20 protein-coding genes are annotated in these 22,685 nt (G+C 61.0%); 18 read left to right on the top strand and 2 right to left on the bottom strand.

Annotated features, from left to right (window positions below; translation table 11 throughout):
• Nucleotides 1-263 precede the first annotated feature (263 nt).
• The 11 genes from OVY29_RS20905 to OVY29_RS20855 all read left to right on the top strand — a co-directional run bounded on the left by OVY29_RS20905 (nt 264) and on the right by OVY29_RS20855 (nt 6,193).
• A complete protein-coding gene (locus OVY29_RS20905) occupies nt 264-767 on the top strand; it encodes a DUF736 domain-containing protein (RefSeq protein WP_037511959.1) in 504 nt (167 codons plus the stop codon).
• A 41-nt stretch (nt 768-808) separates the two neighbouring features.
• Entirely contained in the window at nt 809-1,849 is a 1,041-nt protein-coding gene (locus OVY29_RS20900) for an SLOG family protein (protein WP_313912123.1), read from the top strand.
• A gap of 27 nt (nt 1,850-1,876) precedes the next feature.
• On the top strand, nt 1,877-2,227 hold the full coding sequence (locus OVY29_RS20895) for a hypothetical protein (protein ID WP_037511965.1): 351 nt from the start codon (nt 1,877-1,879) through the stop codon (nt 2,225-2,227).
• Nucleotides 2,228-2,275: 48 nt separating this feature from the next.
• Nucleotides 2,276-2,581 (top strand): hypothetical protein, encoded by a 306-nt coding sequence (locus tag OVY29_RS20890; protein ID WP_052187267.1) that lies wholly within the window; start codon nt 2,276-2,278, stop codon nt 2,579-2,581.
• The gene (locus OVY29_RS20885; RefSeq protein WP_313912122.1) at nt 2,517-3,284 is read left to right on the top strand and encodes a hypothetical protein; all 768 of its coding nucleotides are present in this window, start codon (nt 2,517-2,519) and stop codon (nt 3,282-3,284) included. The genes OVY29_RS20890 and OVY29_RS20885 overlap by 65 nt, the downstream gene beginning before the upstream one ends.
• Nucleotides 3,281-3,895: a hypothetical protein gene (locus OVY29_RS20880; protein ID WP_052187268.1), complete on the top strand. Its 615-nt coding sequence runs from the start codon at nt 3,281-3,283 to the stop codon at nt 3,893-3,895. Before OVY29_RS20885 ends, OVY29_RS20880 begins: the two co-directional genes overlap by 4 nt.
• A gap of 99 nt (nt 3,896-3,994) precedes the next feature.
• Nucleotides 3,995-4,255, top strand: coding sequence for a hypothetical protein (locus OVY29_RS20875; RefSeq protein WP_037516788.1), 261 nt, complete (start codon nt 3,995-3,997; stop codon nt 4,253-4,255).
• A 197-nt stretch (nt 4,256-4,452) separates the two neighbouring features.
• The gene (locus tag OVY29_RS20870) at nt 4,453-4,719 is read left to right on the top strand and encodes a type II toxin-antitoxin system Phd/YefM family antitoxin (RefSeq protein WP_313912121.1); all 267 of its coding nucleotides are present in this window, start codon (nt 4,453-4,455) and stop codon (nt 4,717-4,719) included.
• On the top strand, nt 4,646-5,113 hold the full coding sequence (locus tag OVY29_RS20865; protein WP_313912120.1) for a type II toxin-antitoxin system PemK/MazF family toxin: 468 nt from the start codon (nt 4,646-4,648) through the stop codon (nt 5,111-5,113). The genes OVY29_RS20870 and OVY29_RS20865 overlap by 74 nt, the downstream gene beginning before the upstream one ends.
• A 437-nt stretch (nt 5,114-5,550) precedes the next feature.
• Nucleotides 5,551-5,910: a single-stranded DNA-binding protein gene (locus OVY29_RS20860; protein ID WP_313912119.1), complete on the top strand. Its 360-nt coding sequence runs from the start codon at nt 5,551-5,553 to the stop codon at nt 5,908-5,910.
• A 52-nt stretch (nt 5,911-5,962) separates the two neighbouring features.
• Nucleotides 5,963-6,193: a hypothetical protein gene (locus OVY29_RS20855; protein WP_037516777.1), complete on the top strand. Its 231-nt coding sequence runs from the start codon at nt 5,963-5,965 to the stop codon at nt 6,191-6,193.
• 208 nt (nt 6,194-6,401) lie between these two features.
• On the opposite strand, the gene OVY29_RS20850 is transcribed toward OVY29_RS20855, so the two are convergent.
• Nucleotides 6,402-6,662, bottom strand: coding sequence for a hypothetical protein (locus OVY29_RS20850; protein ID WP_037516775.1), 261 nt, complete (start codon nt 6,660-6,662; stop codon nt 6,402-6,404).
• An 833-nt stretch (nt 6,663-7,495) separates the two neighbouring features.
• Between OVY29_RS20850 and OVY29_RS20845 the strand changes: the two genes are divergently transcribed.
• From OVY29_RS20845 to OVY29_RS20825, 5 genes are all read left to right on the top strand, one after another.
• Nucleotides 7,496-7,780, top strand: coding sequence for a ribbon-helix-helix domain-containing protein (locus OVY29_RS20845; protein WP_141237238.1), 285 nt, complete (start codon nt 7,496-7,498; stop codon nt 7,778-7,780).
• Nucleotides 7,770-10,160, top strand: a complete 2,391-nt coding sequence (locus OVY29_RS20840) for a type IV secretion system DNA-binding domain-containing protein (RefSeq protein ID WP_095389410.1) — start codon at nt 7,770-7,772, stop codon at nt 10,158-10,160. Before OVY29_RS20845 ends, OVY29_RS20840 begins: the two co-directional genes overlap by 11 nt.
• A 5-nt stretch (nt 10,161-10,165) precedes the next feature.
• Nucleotides 10,166-13,399 (top strand): MobF family relaxase, encoded by a 3,234-nt coding sequence (gene mobF / locus OVY29_RS20835; protein WP_095389412.1) that lies wholly within the window; start codon nt 10,166-10,168, stop codon nt 13,397-13,399.
• Nucleotides 13,400-13,609: 210 nt separating this feature from the next.
• Complete coding sequence (locus OVY29_RS20830) at nt 13,610-14,200, top strand: hypothetical protein (protein ID WP_255247306.1); 591 nt, start codon at nt 13,610-13,612, stop codon at nt 14,198-14,200.
• A 333-nt stretch (nt 14,201-14,533) separates the two neighbouring features.
• Nucleotides 14,534-17,482: a class I SAM-dependent DNA methyltransferase gene (locus tag OVY29_RS20825; protein WP_095389414.1), complete on the top strand. Its 2,949-nt coding sequence runs from the start codon at nt 14,534-14,536 to the stop codon at nt 17,480-17,482.
• Between the two features lie 141 nt (nt 17,483-17,623).
• On the opposite strand, the gene OVY29_RS20820 is transcribed toward OVY29_RS20825, so the two are convergent.
• Entirely contained in the window at nt 17,624-18,559 is a 936-nt protein-coding gene (locus OVY29_RS20820) for a hypothetical protein (RefSeq protein WP_313912118.1), read from the bottom strand.
• A 150-nt stretch (nt 18,560-18,709) separates the two neighbouring features.
• Here OVY29_RS20820 and OVY29_RS20815 point away from each other — a divergent pair, with 150 nt between their 5' ends.
• Nucleotides 18,710-20,791 carry an ATP-dependent endonuclease gene (locus OVY29_RS20815; protein ID WP_313912117.1) on the top strand — a complete coding sequence of 694 codons (2,082 nt, stop codon included), beginning with the start codon at nt 18,710-18,712 and terminating at the stop codon, nt 20,789-20,791.
• The gene (locus tag OVY29_RS20810; RefSeq protein WP_095389429.1) at nt 20,784-22,547 is read left to right on the top strand and encodes a UvrD-helicase domain-containing protein; all 1,764 of its coding nucleotides are present in this window, start codon (nt 20,784-20,786) and stop codon (nt 22,545-22,547) included. The genes OVY29_RS20815 and OVY29_RS20810 overlap by 8 nt, the downstream gene beginning before the upstream one ends.
• Nucleotides 22,548-22,685 lie beyond the last annotated feature (138 nt).

Raw genomic sequence — 22,685 nt, 5'->3', positions numbered from 1 at the left:
CCGAAGGGGATGGACAGGTGAGGGCATAGCATCGCTTTCCCCGACCAATATGGAACCGGCCCTGGTCGGGCCGGGGGATCTTCGCTGGCCGCGCTACCGCGCGTCTGTTTGATGCTCCGGCTCACCAAAGAGGATCGGATTTTAGTCAATAAAACAATGAGATAGACCTGATTTGAGGCGGCAGCTATTAAGTAATGGTCAAGACGGCAACGCCGCTTTGACTTTCTGAAAAGGGGCATCGCCCTGCATTATGGAGATACATCATGGCTAATATTGGCAATCTCAAGAAGAACAGTGACGGCGTTTTCATCGGTCGGATCGATACCGTTGCATTTTCCAATGTCGTCGCGCTGCGTCCGGTGATCAGCCAGAATGAGGCGGCACCCAAATATGAGGTCATGGCGCTGACCCCGGCGCGCACCTGGGCCAAAGTCGGGGCGATGTTCGAGCAGGTGAAGCGGGCGACCGGCGAGGTCTTCTATCAGGGCCGTCTCGATGATCCGAGCATGGCGAACCCGATGGACATTGCGTTGTGGCACGATCGCGAAGGGGGATTTGCCGTCCTTTGGAGCCGTCGCCGTCCGCGCCGTGAAATCCCAGCGGGTCAGGCTGAACAGGACCTGCCGCCCGTCGGGGAGAGTTCGGACGATGGGATCGGCAACAACTCCGGCCTTGGCGAAAGCACCGCACCGGACGCGCCGCAGGGCGGCAAGGGCAAGGGTGGAGCAGGGAAGGGCGGTGAAACCGCCGACAAGCAGGCCGCCTGAATGAAGGAGGCCGGGAGAGGGTCTAGCTCTTCCGGCCTCTCATGGCTGAACATTGGTCAATGTCCGCTTCGATGCTTACTCCATTTTCCGAAGCGGCAACAAGGAATTTCCCCATGAGTCGTTTCGATAACTTCGCCGATCTTGCCGAGCATTACGCGAGCCTTACCAGCGCCGACACATTCGCAGGCACCTTCGCTAGCGAGATTGCCGCCAGCCAGCTTTCCATCCACGATGAACCGACCACCAGCGATTTGCCGGACGCCGACGCGGCCCGCATCGTTGCCGCCCACGTTACCGGCGAAGTCTTTGCCCTCTTTTCCGATACGCGCCTCGCCCCAGTTGCGCCGCGCATCGCTTGGGGCATCGTCAACAGCTTCCATAAGGTCGCCCAGCAGCTTTCCCGGCAAGAGGACGACGCCGCGCGCGAGCTTGGCGAGCTGGCGCGCATCGCAGACCCTTCCGAAATCCACGCGGTGAAGGTGGAGGAGACGCAACGCCTTTGCCAATCGCTTCACGAAGCCGTCGCGGCGATTGAGGCGATGCGCGACCACGCCGCCGAAATTTACCGCGTCGAATGCGGCCAGCCTTGGTCCGCGACCACCGGCAGCCGGACGAGTCGCACACTCACAGCGTCGCAGATCGACGCCCGCGACTATCTCGCGGCCCGTTCGGCGGAAAAGCGTGAGGCACATGCCCCGACAGGTCCCGTTGTCGTATTGTCGGGCGGTCAGGACTGGACTGAACATGAGGTAATTTGGGATCGGCTCGACACCATCAAGGCCCGCATTCCCGCAATGACGCTTGTCACGACCGCGCAGCACAAGGGCGCCGACGCCATCGGCGCGGCATGGGCCGCCGCGCGTGGGGTGCCGCTTGTCGCCTTCCGTCTCAACCGGCAGCTTGGGAACCGCGCGGCATTCGAGCGCAATCGTTCCATTCAGCGATTGCTCCCGGTCGAAGCCGTCATTTGCGAAGGCAGCGGCATCCAGATCAATCTCGCGCAGAATCTTCGCGCCGCTGGTGTCCCGCTCACCATTTTCAAGCACGAACATTTCGCGATCCGCGATCAGGCTAACGCCTGATCGCTTTCGCCCATTGGGAGAATTTCGATGCGCCTCTATCTGACCAGCGCTGGCGAATGGACGGGAAATCAAAGTGACGCAGCGGGATTGGTCCGCGCGAACGGCGGGACCTGGGAACAGATCGACGTTCCGACCGACAAGCCGGGCCTGATTGCTTGGCTCACCGACCAGTGGGCGCGTTTCGCGATTGTTCCGGCGCCGATGGCGCCGACGGGACCAGCCGACGCCGACGCGCTGCGCGCCGAAAACCTTCGCAGGATCAGCGTCGAGGAAGAGATACAGAGTTGCGACCTTCCCCGCCTCGCGGTGCTCGCGGAGAATGTCGCTTGGCGTTTCCACGAACTCGCGCGGGCCTCGAAACACGATCACGCCCGATGACTGACGACATTCGATTTTCTTGATACACCGACCGAAGGAGCCGAACCGATGAATGTGGAAATTCTCGCTCACCCCGAGGTGAAACCCGCGCTGAACCGCCTGATAGACCTTGCTCGTTCGGACACCGGTCAATCGGCCCGCGTCACGAATTTTTTGCTCGCATGGTGGGACGGCGACCGGTGGGGAAATTTCCCGCTGACTGACCTGTTCGGCGTTGACCGGGACGTTGCCGCTGACATGGCTACCGTCTTTGCGTTTCTCGGTCAGCATGGCGGGGCGGTCTATATCGATGCTTTCGGCGACCAGTATCGCGACCAGATGGCCGATCTGGTCGAGCGTTGGCGCCCCGACTAGGGCGCCAGCCGGTCGCGGCGCCTCTATCGTAATTTCCCAGCTTTTTTTTGTCGCAGCAGCCGTTGGAGCTTCCACCCCAGCGTGGCCGCGCTGCGTCGGATATACTGTCATGCGCTTCACACCCCATCAGGGCATCTATGCCTACGAGCGAACCAACCGGAAATTGAAGGCGGCTGAACGCCGCCTGCGTCTGGATCGCGAGAAATTCCCGCTCTTCGCCGCCGAGATCGCGGAGAGCCAACCGACGCCGGAAGAATTGCTCGACGCGCGCGGTAAGGCTTTCGTCGAAAACCAGCAGGCGAACCGCGCCCGCGAGGCACAGCACTGGTGGCGGGCGCGCGCCGAGTTGCGCGCCATCCCCGAGTCGGAACGCGCTGCCTTTCTCCGTTATTGGGATCGCTGCAAATGCCCCGGAAATGCAGGCTATTTGCTGACCTACATTAATATGTTTCGTGACGGCCGCCTGATCGTTCACGAAGGCGAGGTGCGGCCGCGCAGCGACGTCGAATGGGAGCGGGACCGCAAGGCCAAGATAGCGGCGATGACCGACCTCGAGCTCGACCTGATGATCCAGACCCATATCAGCCCGCTTTTCGCAGAATGGGCGCGCGAAGAACGCCGTCGCCGCGCAGAGCTGCACGGCGAGGATCGACCGGACAGGCGCCGCATTGAAAATCGGCGACAGCGGGGGACACGGCGATGACGAGCGCGGCCGACCTCGACGCAATGACCGACGAGGAATTCCTAGCCTATCTCGCTGCGCTCGACGAGGCGCAGCGGCCGACAACGCCGGAACAGCTATGGCGGGCGGCATATCGCGAAGAAATGCGCCAAAGGCGGATTGTCGGTTACCAACCCGACCTATTTGTCCGCGATCCGGTGACGCACTATCGGCGACACCGACCCGCCGCCGCGTTTCCTCGACCGCCGGTTGAACCGATCGCCGACAAGCTTGCGCGCATCGAGGGCGACCCGCTTGCGACCTTTGGTCCACCACGCGCTGACCGGCCCGCATATCTCTCGCCGGACGAAAAGACCGCGATCGTCAATGGCGCCGCCAATTGGCTGCACGTCAGCCAGCGGGTCAAGATCGTAGACGGGCCCGGGCCCGTCGATCCTGAATATGGCCCATATCGGTTTATCGGCCGCGAAGGTGTCGTTTGGCGCCTCTGTTCAACCGTATTCGCCGACCATTGCCGCGTTTTTCTCGATCCGGTCGGGGCCGAACGCACCGAGAAAATCGTCTTCGTAGAACTTCGTGACCTTCAGCCGCTGGCATCCCCGACCGGGTTTCGAACCCTTGGGCCGCGATAGGTCGCGCCGCCGCCGGGCCAAGGCCCAGCGGCGGCAATTTTGAAAGCATGGTGCAAGGATCGTGCTAGGATCCTTAAAATTCAGGAGGGGATACCGCCCATGCGGAAGCCGCAATCTCCCGTCGAGCGCTCACCGAACGACGTTGAGTGCATCGCGCTCGTGAAGCCCGGGTCAGCGCTCGCACGCCAATGGAACCTCGAAAAGCCGACCTTCGGCATTTACGAATACAGCAAGGCATTTGATAAGGACGAGCTCCGGTTCGGTGATGGAAGCTGGCAGCGGCTCATTCCTGCGCAATTTCCTGACGTTATCTTGCTCACGGACGATGGAACCGAGCTGGTCGAACGCCTGTTCGACTAGCGGGTGCCAGCAGTGGATTCCGGGCGTAGAGGGCTTGGCCCTCATGCCGGAATCCAGCTCGCGCGGGCAGGGGGTTGCAAATCCGCATTCCGTAGATTACGTAAAGTGCGGATTCTCAGTAATGGAATTGACGGGTAGTAGCACAATCTGGCGGAGAAGGCCGGATGCACTGACCAGGTAACGGTGATGAGGGAATCATGGAACTGCCAATCGAGAAGGTCACTTCCAGTGATGTATCGAAGCGCTTCGGCTTCTATTACGACGAAGCCATGACGCACCCCATCGGGATCGAGCGCAATGGCGCCACCCGCGTCGTCATGTTGCCCGCGTCAGAATATGAACGCCTCGCGCGCCTCGACCATATCGCTGTTACGCCCGAGGAACTGAGTGATGAAGCCATCCGCAGCCTCCGGACCGCCCAAGCGCGGCCCGAAGCAATTGCCCTCAACGAGCTCATGGACTGAGCCGCAACCGACCGACGTCATCAGCTATGTCTATCTCTGGCGCGCCGAGAAGGAACGCGGGCTGGAGGATGGTCGAAAGACAAGGCCGTGCCTTGTCCTGAGCACCTATAAAGCCCGGGGCCAGCTCCGCGTGATCACGGCGCCGATATCGACCCGGAATTACGATCCCGCATTCACCATTCCGATCCCGCCCCGGGTTGCCGCCCATCTCGGGCTGGACGATCGTTCCCGAATTGTGTGGAACGACCTCAACGAATTTGCGTGGGTTGGGCCCGACGTCCGAGGGACGCCGGACGGCAGCCCCTTTCTCGGGATCATGCCGGAAGCATTGTGGCGCCGGGTCATCGGCAATGTGATCAAGCGCCGGATCGATCCCACCCACCGTTCGGAATAGCCGACCGAAAGCTCCCGACCCTGCCCGGTGCAGCTGATGGCGTAGGCCGGGGAGGGGAAGGACACCACGACGCCGATCGCGGCTCCAGGATCGACGATTGCCGAGGCCAATAGGTTCCTGAAGCGTCCCGCTGAACATCTGCCGATACGGGTGCCGGCGACGGAACGCGCGACCTTCATACATCGACCCGAGCGCGAGGCGTCCAATGCGAAAGCCGAGTTACTGCTCATCTCCTTGGGCGGCCTCGTTGCTGTCTGACGCACGTAGGCAGCTCGCCCGCCTATTGCGGGACGGGCCTGTCAGCCCTCAAGCAGAAAACCGGCGCGTGCCGCGCCTACGGTTTCCACTTCGTGGACCCTCCGTTTTTCAGCTTGCCCGCGGCGAGCGGCCGCCTCCTCGAAGTGCGTCAGCAACGACACCACCCAAGGAGATACATCATGCAGAACATCGCTGAATTTCGCATCATCGGTCGCGTCGGCAAAGTCGATGCCAAAGAGAAAGTCACCCACATCGACATCGCCAGCAACTACCCCCGCAAGGACGGCGACAGCTGGAAGGACGACACCCACTGGAACCGCGTCACCTTCTTCGGCAAGCTGAACGAACGGGCCACGAAGATCGGCAAGGGCGACCTGGTTCACATCACCGGACGCGTTCGCCAGAACAGCTATGAAGCCGACGGCACCCGCCACTACACGGTCGACCTCATCGCCGATCGGATGGCCACCATCATCAAGAACGGCGGCGCACCCGCAGATCGCGACGATGACGACCAGGACGACAACGTTCCCTTCTAACAATCCCGGGGGCGGTCTCGGCCGCCCCTCCAGTCTTCTCAGGAGACGCATCATGGAACACGCAATCAACGCACGGATCGCTCATCTCGAAAGCGCCGCACGTTCCATCAGCCGGCAGATCGGTCGCACTGAATTTTTCGCGGACATGATCGACTGGCACGCCATGACGATCGAGGAATGCCGATTGATGTCGATGCAAGAGGATCATCTTGCCGAGACATTGGCAGAGACCGAAATGGAACTCGATTTCCGATACGAGCAGCTTTGTTTGACGGCGCATTGAGCGCCAATGGAACCGCCGCTCGACCGTCGGCGGTTCCCCTACTCGCTGCCGGTCCGTACCCTGCTCGCTTGCCGCCGAGCTAGGTCGGCGGACAGCGCATCGCAGGCAAATGCTCGCGACTCATGCGGCAAGAGCAAGATGCCAAACCGCAGACCGATCGCCTCGCTTGTCGCTTGCTTCGCTCGCGACCTGCGCATCGTCGATCGCTTCAAAGAGCCGCAAGAGCTTCCGCAATCTTGATCGATCCATGCTTCTCGATCGCTTTCGCAATGGACGTCGCAACGCCCCGGTCCATGCGAGCGATCTTCACCTTGGCAAGCGCGCCAAGCAGCACGTCCCGCCCCGCGTCGCGCTCCGCTTCGCGCGCACGGCGTTCCGCTTCCGTTAGCTCCGCAAGCTCCGCTTCCAACGCGGCGCGCTTCGCCGTGATCGCGTCCAGATTGCCCTCGATCTTTTTCGCTCTTGGCATGTCGTCTTTCCTTCTGCTCGGTCCCCGTTGTAGCCTTTGCTATCACGATGGAGATGAAACTCCAGTCCCATATAGGAACCGTCAGCAACTCGACCTTGGCTGGCTCCACGATCTCTCCCTTGTACCCGTTAGGGTTCCGGCTTGATCGCAGACGGCGAGAAAAATGAACTGGGTTTGGGCGCGCTACGCCAGCGTTCTGGGAGCGCGAAGCGGGAACCCAAAACGCGAGGCGCCTATTGGCGATTGCTCCCACAGGTGTCGCAATCGATCCTTCATCGGTCAGGCCGGATGATCCTTGGCGGGGCTCCGGTCCGGAACCCGTTCGGCATCGTTTCACCGAACGATCCTCATCGATCGTGCCGACCGTTCCGATCTCACGATGGGCAAGTGCGTGCCGAGGCTAACGCCTCATGCAGATTGCAACTCTCATGCCCGAACAGGGCACGATGTGCCCCGGTGCAGGCAAACTGAAGGGCTACGCCCGAATTCCCTTCGATAAGCAGAATGAGAAATCCGCTTCGGGGATCTCTCATTCTGAGAAGCACACGGTATGCGGCGAGCTGCAATGCGCGAAGCTCAAGATCTGGCGGAAATGCAAGGAAATGGAAGGGTGCATAAAGCACCCGATGGGGTGCAGATGCCACCCTACATCGGGGTGCAATCGGCACCCCCCAAAAGTGGCGAATTCCGGTCGGTTCTAAGACCTGATCGGGGTGCAAAATACACCAGCAATATCAGCGAGGCTCGGCCACCTTGACCCTTATTCCAGTTGCTGATATCCAAATGTCGCCTTTCGCAAGAACCCACCGCCTACCCCTGAGAGGGAGGGTGGTTTGGAATTTCATCGTCGTTCTGTGGCGCTCTCGCCTTCGGCTTGGCTTGCTCTAAACGAGCTCGCCAAATCGGAAGGAATTACCAAGTCAGAGCTTGTCCGCCGCATCGTAAACAGCTTCCTGACGGACCGGGATCGTCCCCAGTTCAATCCGCAACGGATGGCCATCATATGCGAGTATGTGCAGCTCGTTGCCGATGAATGGGTGAGGAAGAACGCGCCTGATCGGCGTGACGAATTTCTTGCAATGGTGGATACACGATTGGACCGCCACCATGGCAGATAAGTCGTCACGCCCCCGCCATCCGCGCCCCTGGTCAAGCCACGGCGAGGCTAATCGCAACTCGGGAAACTTCACGCGCGGCTCGCAGCTCATCGGCCATCAATTCTCGATGTGGTGGCGCGGCGCGCGCGTGCCATTGTTCTTCTGGTTCGGTCTGCTGGCCGCATTCACTTGGCTCAAACTGACACTCATCCTCGACGACTATGAGTTCCAAATGCTCGGCACCAAGGCGCTTGCGGCAACGTGGGACTTCATCGGCCTCGACGAAATGAAGCGCGCCAACGTCACGCTTCGTGATGGAAGCATCTATCCAACCTACATGGGATATGTTCCCTATATCCCGGACGTGCAGGTTGCGTGGGCAAAGCTGATGAACGCCTTGTTCGGAAGCTTGTTCTTTGCGACCATCGGCGCCGGCGCTTTCGCGTGGTGGTTCATTCCGTGGGCACGCGACCGGGGAGAATCCATTCTTGCCGATCACCACGAACGCGGCGTGGAGATCGTCGAGTATGACGTCCTCAAGATGATGCTCGATCGTCATAACCTTGACCGCGTTCGGACTCGCGCAAAGGAGGCATTCCCCGATTTGACGCTCGCTCAGGTCGAAGCCTTGCCGCTTGCGGAGCGCAAGGCTGCGGGGGTCATCCTTCCGTACAAGATTGCGACGTTGCCGTTCCCTTATGGCTTCGAACAGAGCCATGTCATGCTCACGGGTACGACAGGCACGGGCAAGACCACGCTCATTCGCCAGCTCGTGGCACAAGCGATAGAGCGGGGCGACCGGTGCGTGCTATTCGATCTTACCGGCCACTATATGGAAGCGTTCTACGACCCCGATCGGGACCATGTTCTGAACCTTAATGACGCGCGCTGCGAGTCATGGTCGCTGTTCAATGATTGCGAATCTCGCAGTGAATTCGTGAACGCCGCGACTGCACTTATTCCCGCCGACCATGGATCGGACGGAGGCTTTTGGGAGAAGGCCGCGCGTACCCTGTTTGTCGAAATGTGCGATAATCTGAAGAAGAAGGGGAAGGGAACGAACCGGCACCTCTCAGATGAACTGTTGAAGGCGAGCCTCAAGAAGATCTACGAAAGCCTGAAGGGCACGGTTGCCGATCCGCTCATTTCTCCCGACGCGGCAAAGATGGCGCAATCGATCCGAGCGGTGCTCAACGCCCATGCTGAAAGCATCCGCTTTCTGCCCGATAATGGTGAGCCATTCTCGATCAAAGACTGGGTAGAGCGCGACGATGGCAACGCGTCAATCCTGTTCATCACGGCACGATATGCCGACCTCGATATGTCGAAGTCGCTGCTGACGCTTTGGATGAATATCGCGATCAATACGATCATGACGCTCCCCCATTCGCGCCAACTTCGGACCTGGTACATCTTCGACGAATTGGCGGCGCTCCACAAGTTGCCGGCTCTTGAGCGCGGGCTTCAGACAGCACGCAGTTTCGGCGGCGCGTTCGTTCTTGGGCTCCACAATTTTGCAGGGCTCCGGGTCCCATATGGTGAGGATGGTGCCCGCAACATCATCAGTTTGACCAACACGAAGATCATGCTTCGCACCACCGATCGGGATACGGCCGAGGAATGCTCACGCCTGATCGGGTTCCGCAAAGTTCGTACTATGGACGAATCCTACAGCTACGGCGCGCACCAAACTCGCGACGCGTCGACGATCTCGCCGACGACCAAAGAGGAAGCGCTGGTAATCGCCGATGACATCACAAGCCTTCCCAATCTCAACGCCTATGTTCGGTTCCCCGAGAAGTTTCCCGCGACCTTAGTGTCGTTCCCCTATGTCGGCTTCTCGCCGGTTGCCGAAGGGTTCATCAAGGCTCCGGCGCCGCCCGAGCTAGAGCCGATCGCAGAGGACGATGGTGAAGGCGATGGGGAAGAGGGGGGCGGTCAGGACATCGCGAACGACCGTCCCGAACCCGGAACCACTCCAGCGGCGGAACGGAGCGACCGTCCCGAAGTCGCGGGCCTGCAGGCGGGTCGTGAGGTCCGCGCGCGCGACGTACTGGATGTTGGTCGTGGGAGTTCGGATAGCCGTTCGGATCTGTTCGGGGAGCCGGTCAAACCGCATCCCGCCGGCTCATTGGCCAAGCGGTCGATCGACGACGTTGCCCCGAATGGTGCCATCCCTCGCAATGCAGCCACCGGCAGTAGCGGCCAGCAGGATGCGCTTTCCTATAAGGAGCGGCTTCGCGGCGCCAAGGATCCGACTGAAGAGCGAAGTGGCGAACTGGCCCGCCGCGAATCCCGGATAGACTTCGGGGAGAGTGAGCATCGCCGCGCCGGCGGTGCCGAACTCGGCGCTGACGGCATGGCGCGCGGCAGCGACGACCTCGGCATGGACATGGATTGAGCGCGATGACGGTTTCGATCGGAAAAGTGCATTCGGCGGGAGGGGCCGCGGCCTACTTCGCGGCGGACAATTACTATACGGCCGAGCAATCAGAAGCCGTGTCCGCGTGGGCGGGGGAGGGGGCGAAGGATCTAGGGCTGTCGGGGACCGTCGATACCGCCACGTTCGAACGCATCCTGAACGGCGAACTGCCTGACGGAACGCAGATCGGGGATCCAGACACACGCGACAGCGGTCGCGACTTCACATTCTCCATGCCGAAGTCCGCCTCGCTCCTTGCGCTGGTTTCGGGCGACAAGCGGATCCTCGCCGCGCATATGGAAACAGTCAAACAGACGATGGTCTGGGCGGAGAGGAACCTCGCCGAAGCTCGCGTTCATGTCGACGGGAAGGATGTCGCTGTCCGCACCGGCAACCTAGTCTACGCGCTATTTCCGCATGACACGAGCCGGGCGACCGACCCGCAGAGCCATATCCATGCCGTCATCGCCAATCTGTCCCGGCTTCCCGAACAATTCCGAAACCCCGATCGCGTCGACGAGAAGACCGGCGAAGTCATCCGCGACGATGGCTGGCGCGCCTGGCACAACGGAACAATGTACAAGGCCAGCGCGACCCTCACCTCGATGGCGAACGCCATCCTGCGCGAGAAGATCGAGGCGCTGGGCTATAAGACCGAGATCACGGGTAAACATGGCGCTTTCGAGCTTCTTGGTCCCAATGGGGAGAAGATCAACAAGGAAGCTCTCGATGGCTTCTCCAAGCGCGGTAACGACATAAAGGCCAAGGCCGAGGAACTCGGCGTGCATAGTCCGGAAGGCCGCCGCGCTATTACGCAGCGCACGCGCGATCCGAAGATGGATGCCGGCGATCGTGCGGAGCTTGCCGAGCGTTGGCGCGCCGAGGCGCGGGACTATCGCTACAATGGCGACCAGATCTACGCCATGGCGCTCGCGAGGTCCCGAGAGCGCAGTTCTCCGATCGAACGCGGCATATTGGCGGTCAGCACCGCCATTCGAGATAGTCGCGACCGACTTGTAGACTATCTGAAGCGGCCAGAGGATCCATTGGTCGATTCCGGCCTTGCCAAACTCACACGCACGCCGGCGACGGCCCGTACCCAATATGCGACCGCGAGCGCCATTCGCATATTGGGGGAACGCGAGGCGGTCTTCAGCACGGCCGACGTCATAAAAACGGCTGTGGATCTTGGCGAGACGGGCGTGACGCCTGAACGCATCGAACGCCGTATCGCCGAGCTCGTTGAAAAGGGCGAGATCGTCCCGGAAACTTCGCAGCGGCTCGATAAAGCCATCGACATGATCACTACCCGGGAGGCGATCAAGCAAGAGCGCCGCATATTGAAGGCGATGGACACAGGCGCCGGCGAGGCGCGCCCGCTCATGTCGGCCGAAGTCGCTCGAGACCGTCTGCAGGAGCTCGCCGCCCCGCGGGAGCTCAACACCGAACAGCTCGCGGCCGCGATCCAGATCGTCTCATCTCCAGATCGCATCGTGCTCGTCCAGGGCCGCGCCGGCGCGGGCAAGTCGACCATGCTTCAGCCCGTCGCCAAGGCCGAGGCGATCGATGCCACTGCGCGCTTGCTGGGAGCCGAAGATGCCAAATCGATCCTGCTAACCGCCGATATGCGCGGCGATGCGCAGGCCCTCGCTTTCCAGAACAAGATGGTCGCGGATCTGAGGACAGACACCGGGATGGAGGCGCGCACCGTCGACAGCTTCATCTATTCCAATGAGAAATTTCTGAATGGCGAGGCGTCGGCCGAAGCCTTCGCCGCGCGAAAGGCTGATCTCGCCGGCGCATATCTCGTCGTCGACGAAGCATCGATGATCTCAAACGAGCGCATGGACAAGCTCACCGCGATCGCGAATCTGATGGAGGTCGGCCGCCTCGCCATCATCGGCGACCGCAAACAGCTCATGCCCGTAGACGCCGGCAAAAGCTTCTCCGTCATGCAGGCGCGCGCGATCCAGGACCAGCTGCCGGTGAGCGAGGTCAAGATCAACATGCGCCAGAAGACCGAAGACATGCGTCTTGTCGCGGATCTCGCCGATGCCGGCAATGTCCGCGGCGCGATCGCGATCCTTGGCGAACGCGTCATCGAGAGCAAAAATCGTATCGCCGCCGCCGCCGGCGCCTGGCTCGCGCTGCCGGCAGACGAACGTTATAAGACCACGCTCCTGCCTTCGAGCCGTGACGGCCGCTCGGAAGCCAACCAGATCATTCAGGACGGGCTGAAAGCCGAAGGCACATTGAAGGGGGAGGGACGCGCATTCAATGTTCGCGAAACTCTGCAGCTTACCCGCGAGGAGTATCGCTATGCACGCAACTGGAAAGCAGCGCATTTACTCGAAGTAGGGAGCCACGATAACGGGCTCGGTCTGCCGAAGGGCGATTACCATATCGAGCGCGTCTTCGAAAACGGCCGCGTCCAGCTCCGCGATATGCGCGGACGCAAGCACCGTGTCGAACCGTCCAAGATCGACCCTAACGGCAAGCTTAATCGGCTGAAGCTCAGCAACGAAAAACGTATCGAGGTTCACGAAGGCGAGCGCATCCGCTGGACCGATAGCGACAAGCGCGATGGACGCGGGATGATCAACGCGACGATCGCCAGCATAGAAAAGGTCGATCGGGACGGCATCATCGTCAAACTCTCCGATGGCGAGCGCCGCGAGCTGAAGAACGGCGACCCGATGCTCAAGCGAATGGATCTCGCATATGCGATCAACACGCATATGGCGCAGGGTATCACGAACGAAACCGTATTCTCCGTGATGGGGGCGGGGGAGACGAACCTCTCCAATGCTCGCGCTTTTCTCGTCAATCATACGCGCCAGCAAATGGATGTCAGGCTGTTCACCGACGACAAGGCTAAACTGATACGTCAGCTGGAGAGCAACCGCGGCGACAAGACTTCTGCGCTTGAGGCAATCGGCGAACTGGCAGTCGAACGGATCCTGTCCGGCAAAGATGGTTCCCGTGACGCGGCGATCGGGGAAGATGCAAGCAAGCCGTCACTGGCAGACCTCGAACGCAAACTGGATCTCGGTAGCACCCCCGGTGTCGCCGCCGAGGAGATGAACGAAAAATCTGCCAGCAACGGAGCGGACACCGACATCGCCAACCCGAGGGGAGAGAATGGTGCTGGAAGGCCCGCGGCCCCGGCCCCGCGCGAAGAAACTCAGCTCGATCGGTCGAAAGGGCTTGAGTTGTGATTGCGGCAAACGCACCCGCCCCGATTGAACTCCGCCCGTATAGCGTTTGCGCTAACGATCCATTTCGGGGGCTGACGCTCTGCCTTCGCAAACTTCCACAGACTGTCATGGATGACACTTTACCCTCCGGCAAAGTGTCATCCATGACAAAGTGCCCGATTTTTTGGGCTGGGGGATTCACTTTTCGTTCTAGATGTGCATGATTCCTACATGCTTCAGAACCTTGCGCAGCACGGCGATAATGGGCCGCCAATCGATATGCCGAGCATGATGGAAGCGCTGGCGCAAAACTCCGCCCGCCCGCGCTATGCTTTCATGGTTCTCAACCTCATTGCGAGTATCGCCGGCCCGGATGGAAGGGCGGGGCCGCTCGTTGTCACCGATGGTTCGGCGGCGACCATTCGGGATTGGCTTTGCGACGCCTTGGCCCCCATGGGCTCTCGCGATCCGCGTCGTAAGGCGCTAGCTGATCGCGTGAAATCTGAACTTGTAAGCGATGGGCGCCTCCCCGCCGATGCTGTTGCCGCCAAGACTATAATCGACGATGAGCTACGGCAGCGCGTTCGTACGGCGGGAAGGGCCAACGTCAGCCGGGCAGTCTCGGATCTCGTGCGCGCGGGAATGCTGCATCGGCATTATCAAGGCTATCGCGTCGACCACTACAATCGCGGCGCGCGCCGTCAGGCGGTCTACACGCTATCGCGGGTTGCACGCGAATTGCTGCAAACGGCGACGGTGGGTCGTTCGACCTCCGGGACGCCCGGTGAGGACAGCTTGCCGCTTTTTTCATACGCCCGCTAGCTTGAGTAGTTGCAGCGAAAAAGGGTCACTTCGCACTTGCAGCATAATCCTGCGCTTCCCATATACAGATCGCCTTTCAGGCATCCTCTCCCAAAACTTATCCGGGCCGGCGAAAGCTGGCCCCCTTTTTATCTGTGAAGATTCAATAGCGATTTTCTAGGCCCATACAGGGGTCTGTTCTGCGGCCATATCGGTCGTTCGCGCCAGTTGAATTTGCCTGTTAGCAGGCCTACGTCAAGAGTGCTGGGTGATTGCTCCATCGTAATGATTGGCTACTAAAAGCGGGGGCTGCGCAAATAGGACGCAAGTTCCCTTGTTTGTTTCTGAGGGCGCATGACACCACATGATTTTCTCCAAAAATGGCAAAACGTCGAGCTGAAGGAGCGCTCAGCCTCGCAAAGTCATTTCAATGATCTGTGTGCGTTGCTCGGTGTCCTCGACCCGGTCTCCGCCGATCGCAAGGGCGAGTGGTTCACCTTCGAAAAGGGCGCGAATAAGGCCAGCGGCGGCAACGGCTGGGCCGATGTCTGGCGCCGCGAATGTTTCGGCTGGGAGTATAAAGGGCGGCACGCCAATCTCGACAAGGCCTATAGCCAGCTGCTGCAATATTCGGTCGCGCTGGAGAATCCACCGCTGCTGATCGTATCCGACATGAACCGGATCGTGATCCGCACCAACTGGACCAACAGCGTCCAGGAAACGCACGAGATCGCGCTCAACGACCTGACAGACGGTGCGGTGCGCGATCGGCTCAAGGCCGCATTTCTCGAACCCGATCAGTTCAAGCCCGCGAAGTCACGCCAGGATTTGACCGAGGAGACCGCGCGCGAATTCGCCGGCATCGCCCAGCGGCTGTGGGATCGCGGGCACGAGGCGCACCGCGTCGCGCATTTCGTAAACCAGCTAGTCTTCTGCATGTTCGCTGAGGATGTCGGCCTCCTGCCCGACAACTTGTTCACCAAGATGCTGAGCGCCAGCCGGGTGCGGCCCGAACGCTTCGAGGGCAATGCCGCCAAGCTGTTCGGCGCGATGGCGGAGGGCGGCGACATCGACTTCACACCGATCGACTGGTTCAACGGCGGGCTATTCAGCGACAATAGCGTGCTGCCCGTCAGCAGTGAGGATATCGAGCAATTGCTCAGCGCCGCTCAACGCGACTGGAGCCAGATCGACCCCTCGATCCTGGGCACTTTGTTCGAGCGTGGACTCGATCCTGCCAAGCGCAGCCAATTGGGCGCACATTACACCGATCGCGATAAAATCATGATGATCGTGCGCCCGGTAATTATCGAACCGCTCGAAGCCGAATGGGCTGAGGTCCGCGAGAAAATCGCGTCGGCTATGGATAAAGTCGCTGCAGCAAAAGCCCGCGTACCGAAAACGCAGAGTGAAGCGCGGAAAGTCTTTGCGGCCGCCAGGCGGGCCGAAGAGGCAGCGTATCGCGAAGCGCAAAGGCTGCGGAACGAGTTTCTGGTTAGACTAAAGGAGTTTCGTGTTCTCGATCCTGCCTGTGGGTCGGGCAATTTTCTCTACGTGGCGCTGAAAGCGCTCAAGGATATCGAACACCGCGCCAACATCGATGCCGAAACGCTCGGCCTAGACAAGGCCACTCCAGCTGTCGGGCCCGAAAATGTGCTGGGGATCGAGCTCAACCCCTATGCCGCCGAACTGGCGCGTGTTTCGGTCTGGATTGGTGAGATCCAGTGGATGCGCCGCAACGGCTTCGAGGCGGCGAAGAATCCAATCCTGCGGCCGCTGGACACTATCGAGTGTCGGGATGCGGTGTTGAATGCGGACGGCACGCGGGCGGAGTGGCCGGAGGCGGATGCCGTAGTGGGGAATCCGCCGTTCTTAGGCAATAAGAAGATGATCCGCGAATTAGGGGAGGATTACACACGGACGCTGCGAAACTCGTGGCCGGAGGTGCCGGGAGGAGTCGATCTCGTCTGCTACTGGTTCGCGAAGGCATGGGCGATGATGGCCGCCGGACGGCTGCACCGTGCGGGACTTGTCAGCACCAATAGCATCCGGGGCGGCGTAAATCGCGAGGTCTTGAAGCCAATAGTCGACGGTGGGCGCATCTTCGAAGCATGGAGCGACGAGGGCTGGACAGTAGAAGGCGCGGCGGTGCGTGTGTCGATTGTTTGCTTCTCACGGGGTGTCGTGGGACCGTCGGCTGGCCTAAATGGACTACCGGTTCCGCGCATCAATGCTGATTTAACCGGCGGCGCCAAGACGGTTGATTTGACGCAAGCAGCATCGCTCGCGTCGAACAAGAACCTCGCATTTCAAGGTGTTAAGTTCGGTGGACCATTCGAGATCACCGGCGATGACGCACGGCGTCTCCTTATGTCCAGGGGGAACCCGAACGGTGCCAGCAACTCAGAAGTTGTGTGTCGCTGGATCACGGGTCTTGATCTAACACGACGGACAGAAGAGCGCTGGTGCATCAACTTCGATGGTATTTCGTCAGCCGCCGAAGCGGCATTATTCGAAGCGCCGTATGAACTGTTTGACCAGCAATGGGCGGCTGAAAATGCCCGGCGTGCCGCTGAGAATCCACCCCTGCCACAACTTCGTGCAAACGAAGCTGCCTCGCTGGCGACGCGGTGGCTGCATCAGCGGTCGCGCCCCGAGCTTCGTGCGCGCATGTACGGTCTCGCTCGGTTCATCGCGACGCCGGAAGTTTCGAAACACCGAATATTTTCTTGGCTGGCCGGGGGCACCCTGGCTTCGGGCTCCGTTTATTCAATCACCCGCGACGACGACACCAGCTTCGGCATCCTCCACTCGCGCTTCCACGAGTTGTGGTCGCTGCGCACGGGCACATCATTGGAGGACCGGCCCCGTTACACGCCCTCGAGCACCTTCGAGACCTTCCCCTTCCCCGAGGGCCTGACCCCGAACATGCCCGCCGCCGATTATGCGGACGATCCGCGCGCGCAGGCGATCGCAGCTGCGGCGTCGAGGCTCAACGAACTGCGAGACAACTGGCTTAACCCCGGCGATCTGGTGATGCGTGAGCCTGAAGTTGTGCCCGGCTATCCCGACCGCATCCTGCCCAAGGACGAGGAAGCGGCAAAGGAACTGAAGAAGCGCACGCTCACCAATCTCTACAATGCCCGCCCGCAATGGTTGGCGAACGCCCATGCCGCGCTCGATGAGGCGGTGGCCGATGCCTATGGCTGGGGCGAGGATTGGCGGGCAGGGGTACTGCACAATGACGTAATCCTCGCCCGCCTGTTCTCGCTGAACCAGATCCGTTCGGCTCGGGGAATTTGACGTTGAATTGTTCTACCGGAAGCCAGCGGAGCCATCGGTTGGGTTCCGGTCAACTAAGCGAAGAAGCGGCTAAATTGCGCCTCATAATCGCCATTCGCATCTAGGCACGGAGGTCCTGAAAGCCGAGGTTGGTCTGGATACTTACAGGAACTTCTCCGCCAACTCGCGCTTGCCGCGGGGATCAACGTGCGTGATTCTGCGATCCTCGGGATAGTAGAAGCCGGTGACGTAGAGGTCGAACCTTCCGATCTCCACGCGCACCGAGATCTCATGATTGTCGTTCCACGTGTCCCTAAGCGACGCCTTGCATGTCTCGCCCCGCAGCTCGAAGTCGAACGATGAGTTCTCTCCATCCCAGTTTGCGACGGCGGTTCGGATGAGCGTTTCGCTGATCGCATCGCGCTTCTTCTGAGAGAGCATCTCAAGCGAGGACTCCTTGATCGGGCCGAACATGCCGCTGGCGTTCATGGCCTCCAAGATCTTGCGCATGTGCACGCCGGTGTGCTGGTTCACGAAAAGAGACGATCGCGATCCGTGCGGACTGCCAAGTATGAGTGAGCGGACGTTCCACCAGGTCTCAGCCACCTGCGCGCCGGTGGCTTCGGCGGCTGAGAGCTGCACAAACCAGGCCAGGGCGTCCCTGCTCTTGATGGTGCCGTCGGCCTCCAGCTCGACGTTGACGGCCACCACGACGACCGGATGGGCGCTGTCCGCATAGAGCGGCTGCTCTAGCCGATAGGCGTCTAGGCCCGGCACCCGCCGCACCGCCTCCACGAGCCTGTCGGCTCCTTCGCCGGAATAAGGGCAGGTCACGAAACCCCTCACGAATTCCGTTGTATGGTCTGCCTCCGCATATGTTGCCACCTGGGAGAGGCTGCCGATATGCTCCGATCCGTGTCGAGGGGGAGCGGTAAGGATCGGATGCCAATCCGGGTAAGCGTCGACCGCGTTGCCCAGCTCTTCGATCAGGCCCTCGACTGCACGCCGGCCTGCCTCAGGATCCTTCAGGTTCTTCGTGAGGTAGTTGAGCGCCTTAGCGTTCTGCTGCGCGGCGACGGTAGGTGCGCGGAATTCCATGATTGATCCACCTTACGTAAGGAGTATATATTACGTGAATAGATCAATGCACGTAGTGTTGCAAGCGATGGCCGCGCCGGTACATTCAATTCGGCGCTTTCGTCCGGCGACATGCGGCCATTCGTCGGCTAAAGCTCTGCGCTAGGGGGGATGAGAATGCGGATAGTGCGGGCCAGAATTGAGAACTTCCGTCTTTTGCGGGATGTCGAAGTTGGGTTCGAGCAACGTACAACGCTCATCGTCGGGCGGAACAACAGCGGGAAGACTTCGATTGCGGAGCTGTTCCGGCGGCTCCTATCCGGCGGCAGTCTGGCGTTCCGGCTCGAGGACTTCTCTCTCGGGTGCCACGAGAGCTTCTGGCAGGCGCTGCAGACCTACCGCGCCGACCCGCAGGCCGCCGATGTCCTAGGGCAGCTGCCATCGATTCGGTTGGTTCTCGACATCGGATACGACACGGATGCGCCGGATCTCGGACCGCTGGGCAACTGCATCATCGACCTAAACGACGACTGTCACGAGGCCCGCCTGGAGTTTCGTTTCGGCCCGAAGGCGACAGCGCCCGAAGCTTTCTTTGCCGACCACCTGATACCGCTCGAAGACGCCGCAGACGACCGCTCCCGCTTCTTTCGGAACCTAAGCCAACGGCTCCCGTCCGCCTATGCGGGGACGCTTGAGGCCGTCGATCCCAACGATGCCACCAACCGCAAGTTGCTCGAGACCAAGTTGCTCACGACGCTGATCGGAGGCGGCTTCATCAACGCGCAGCGTGGTCTCGACGATGACACCATCCGCGAACGCGACGTCCTCGGCAAAGTTGTCGAGGTGCTGTTTCAGTCGGCTTTGACGGACGACATCAACCCCGAGAGGCGGACGACCGCGGAGCAACTTAAGGACGTGGTGGAGGCCATTCAGGGCGACGTCCACAACAGCTTCAATTCTGGGCTGACCTCGCTGCTGCCCACGTTCGATTTGTTTGGATACCCCGGTCTTTCAGATCCTGGGCTCGTGACCGAGACGAGCTTCGACGTGAACAAGCTCCTCAAGGACCACACGAGGGTTAGGTATCGGGGCGTCAACGGCATGACGTTGCCTGAGACCTACAACGGGCTGGGGACGAGGAACCTCGTCTATATGCTCCTTCAGCTACTGCGCTTCTTCCGGGAGTATCAGGCGACACCGACATCGGCCGGTGTCCACCTCATCTTCATAGAGGAGCCTGAGGCGCACCTTCATCCGCAGATGCAGGAGGTCTTCATCCGGCAGCTCGAGCGTGTCGCGGCCGCGTTCGTGGCGCAGCTGAACGCTGATCGGCCTTGGCCGGTGCAGTTCGTTGTGACGACACATTCCCCGCACATGGCGAACGAGGCGCGGTTCGAGAGCCTCCGCTACTTCCTCTCCATTCCCGACGGCGAGCGCATGCGCCGTTCGGTCGTGAAGGATCTGCGTCAGGGCATGGCGGGCGCCGAGCTTGCGGTGCGCGAATTCCTTCACCAGTATCTCACGCTCTCACGCTGTGACCTGTTCTTCGCCGACAAGGCGATCCTGATTGAGGGCACGTCGGAGCGGCTCCTGCTTCCCTCCATGATCCGCAAGACTGACGAGGCGGCGGCCGGGCAGCCGCAGCTCAGCAGCCAATACCTGACCGTAATGGAGGTCGGCGGTGCGTACGCGCACCGGTTCTACGACCTTCTCAACTTCCTCGAGTTGCGCACGCTTATAATCACCGACATCGACTCCGTGGCTCCCAATGCCAGTAACAAGCGCGTGGCGGTCCCCGTGGCGCAGGGGACTTTCACCAGCAACGCGTGCATCAAGGAGTGGTTCTCGCCCGACGTGTCCCCGGCGCAGCTTCTGGCGAAGACGGCGGATGAGAAGATCAGCGCCGGCAGGCGCCTTGCCTATCAAATCCCTGAGGAGGATGGCGGACCCTCCGCCCGCAGTTTCGAGGACGCGTTCATCCTCGCCAACCCGGAGCTGTTTGAACTTGGCGAGGGGGATCGGGCGGATCTCGCCTATGAGCATGCGGCCGAACAGAAGAAGTCTAGCTTCGCCCTAGAGCACGCGATCGAGAGCACGGCTTGGAGGACGCCCAGATACATCGCCGAAGGTCTGCGGTGGCTCGCCGAAGGAAATCCCGCTCCGGTTCTACCGCCCGAGGCGGTGGCAGAGGAACTGGTCGCCGAGGTGATCGGGGTAGAAGTTGCCGACGGCGGACAGCCCGCCCATGGCTGATGGGGAGAGCCCAGCCGACGCCGCCGGCCGCGTTGCGTTGGAGCGCGTCTTCACTTGCTTCGACGATGGTCGCAGCTTCCGTCTCGAGGCCGGCGCCGGTGCGGGCAAGACCTACTCGCTGGAGAAGGCACTCCGCAGGCTTCTCGTCCTGCGCGGGACCGAGCTCCTGCGTAACCGGCAGCAGATCGGCTGCATCACTTTCACGAACGTCGCGAAGGACGAGATCACGTCCCGCATCCAGGCGCATCCTGCGGTACGACCAGAAACGATCCACGGCTTCTGCTGGTCCCTGCTGCAGGACTTCCAGCCAGAGATCCGTGCGCTGGTGCCGACGCTCGGGGGCTGGACCGATCGGCTCGCCGAGGCGGATGTCGCCGATATCGGTGTCCGTACCATCCAATATGAACTCGGCTATCCCCGTGTGACCGAAACGGAAGTGTCGTTGCGGCACGAGGACGTGCTCACGCTCATGACCGCGCTCCTCGCACGGACCAAGTTTCGGGCCGTGATGACCGCGCGCTATCCAATTCTGCTGGTCGATGAGTATCAGGACACTGACGCCGGCTTCGTGGACGCCTTGAAGCAGTACTTCCTCGACACAGGCACCGGCCCTGTCGTGGGCCTCTTCGGCGATCACTGGCAGAAGATCTACGGCGAGGGATGCGGGGCGGTTGACCACGCCGCGCTTGAGGTAATAGACAAGAACGCCAACTTCCGGTCGGCCGGGCCTATTGTCTCGATGCTCAACCGCATGAGGCCTGCGCTTCCGCAGATTCCCAGCGACGCCGACGTGCCCGGCGAGGCGCGGCTCTTCCATACCAACGCTTGGCCGGGGCAGCGCCGCACAGGCCAGGGAGGCGGGCACTGGACCGGAGATACGAGCGCCGAGGCGGCCCGCGCCTACTTCGACCATCTCAAGGCCAGGCTCATCGGCGAAGGCTGGGATTTCTCAGTCGAGCGGACGAAGATCCTGATGCTCAGCCACAGCGTCCTCGCACGGGAGCAGGGCTATCCAACGATCCAGCAAATCTACGGTCAGTTCAACGACGCGTGGCTGAAGAAGGAGGATCCGCACATCAAGTTCCTCGCGGATCAGGTGGAGCCCGCGTGCGCCGCCTTCCGAGCGCAGCGCTACGGCGAGATGTTCGGATGTCTCGACGCCGGTCGGCCCAGCATCCGCCGTCATCAGGACAAGGCGGCTTGGTCCCAGTCCTTCCAGGAACTCATCGAGCTTAGGCAGAGGGGGACGATTGGGCAGGTAATCGACTTCATGAGGGCGCAGTCGCACATGCGCGTTCCCGAGGCGGTCGTCGACCGCGAGGATCGGCTTGCCGCCGTGGGAGCGGATCCGGTTGAAGACGAGCCGCGCCGGGTGACCCAGTTGCGGAAGCTCCGCGAGGTGCCCTATGCGGAGCTCATCGCCGTGGACGCCTTCATCGACGGCCACACGCCGTTCGCGACGAAGCATGGCGTCAAGGGTGCCGAGTTCGAGAACGTCCTCGTCATCGTGGGCCGCGGCTGGAACAAGTATAACTTCGCTCAGATGCTGGAATGGATGGATCCCGGGCCTCCCGAAGACAGGGTCGCCTTCTTTGAGAGCAACCGCAACCTGTTTTACGTGGCATGTTCGCGTCCGAAGAGGAGGCTGGCTCTCCTGTTCACGCAGGTGCTCAGCGCGGCAGCGCTAGCGAAGGTCAGTGAGCTTTTTGGTGACGAGAACGTGATCGCCTTGCCGGCTGACCCGAGCGCGGTCTGACTGACTTCATACGACCACCGACCGTCCAATGGGGCCCGATCCGTTCGCGGCCTTGTAAGTAGTGGTGAATTGCCCTCACATTCATCCTATTAGTGGCGGGGTTCCGAAAGTGAGGCGCCTATTCGTCAAAGGGGAATG

It is taken from the genome of Sphingopyxis sp. SE2 (assembly GCF_032227185.1).
GTDB lineage: Bacteria > Pseudomonadota > Alphaproteobacteria > Sphingomonadales > Sphingomonadaceae > Sphingopyxis.
The sequence above is the reverse complement of the archived record's forward strand: the minus strand, read 5'-3'. Positions and strand labels throughout refer to the sequence as shown.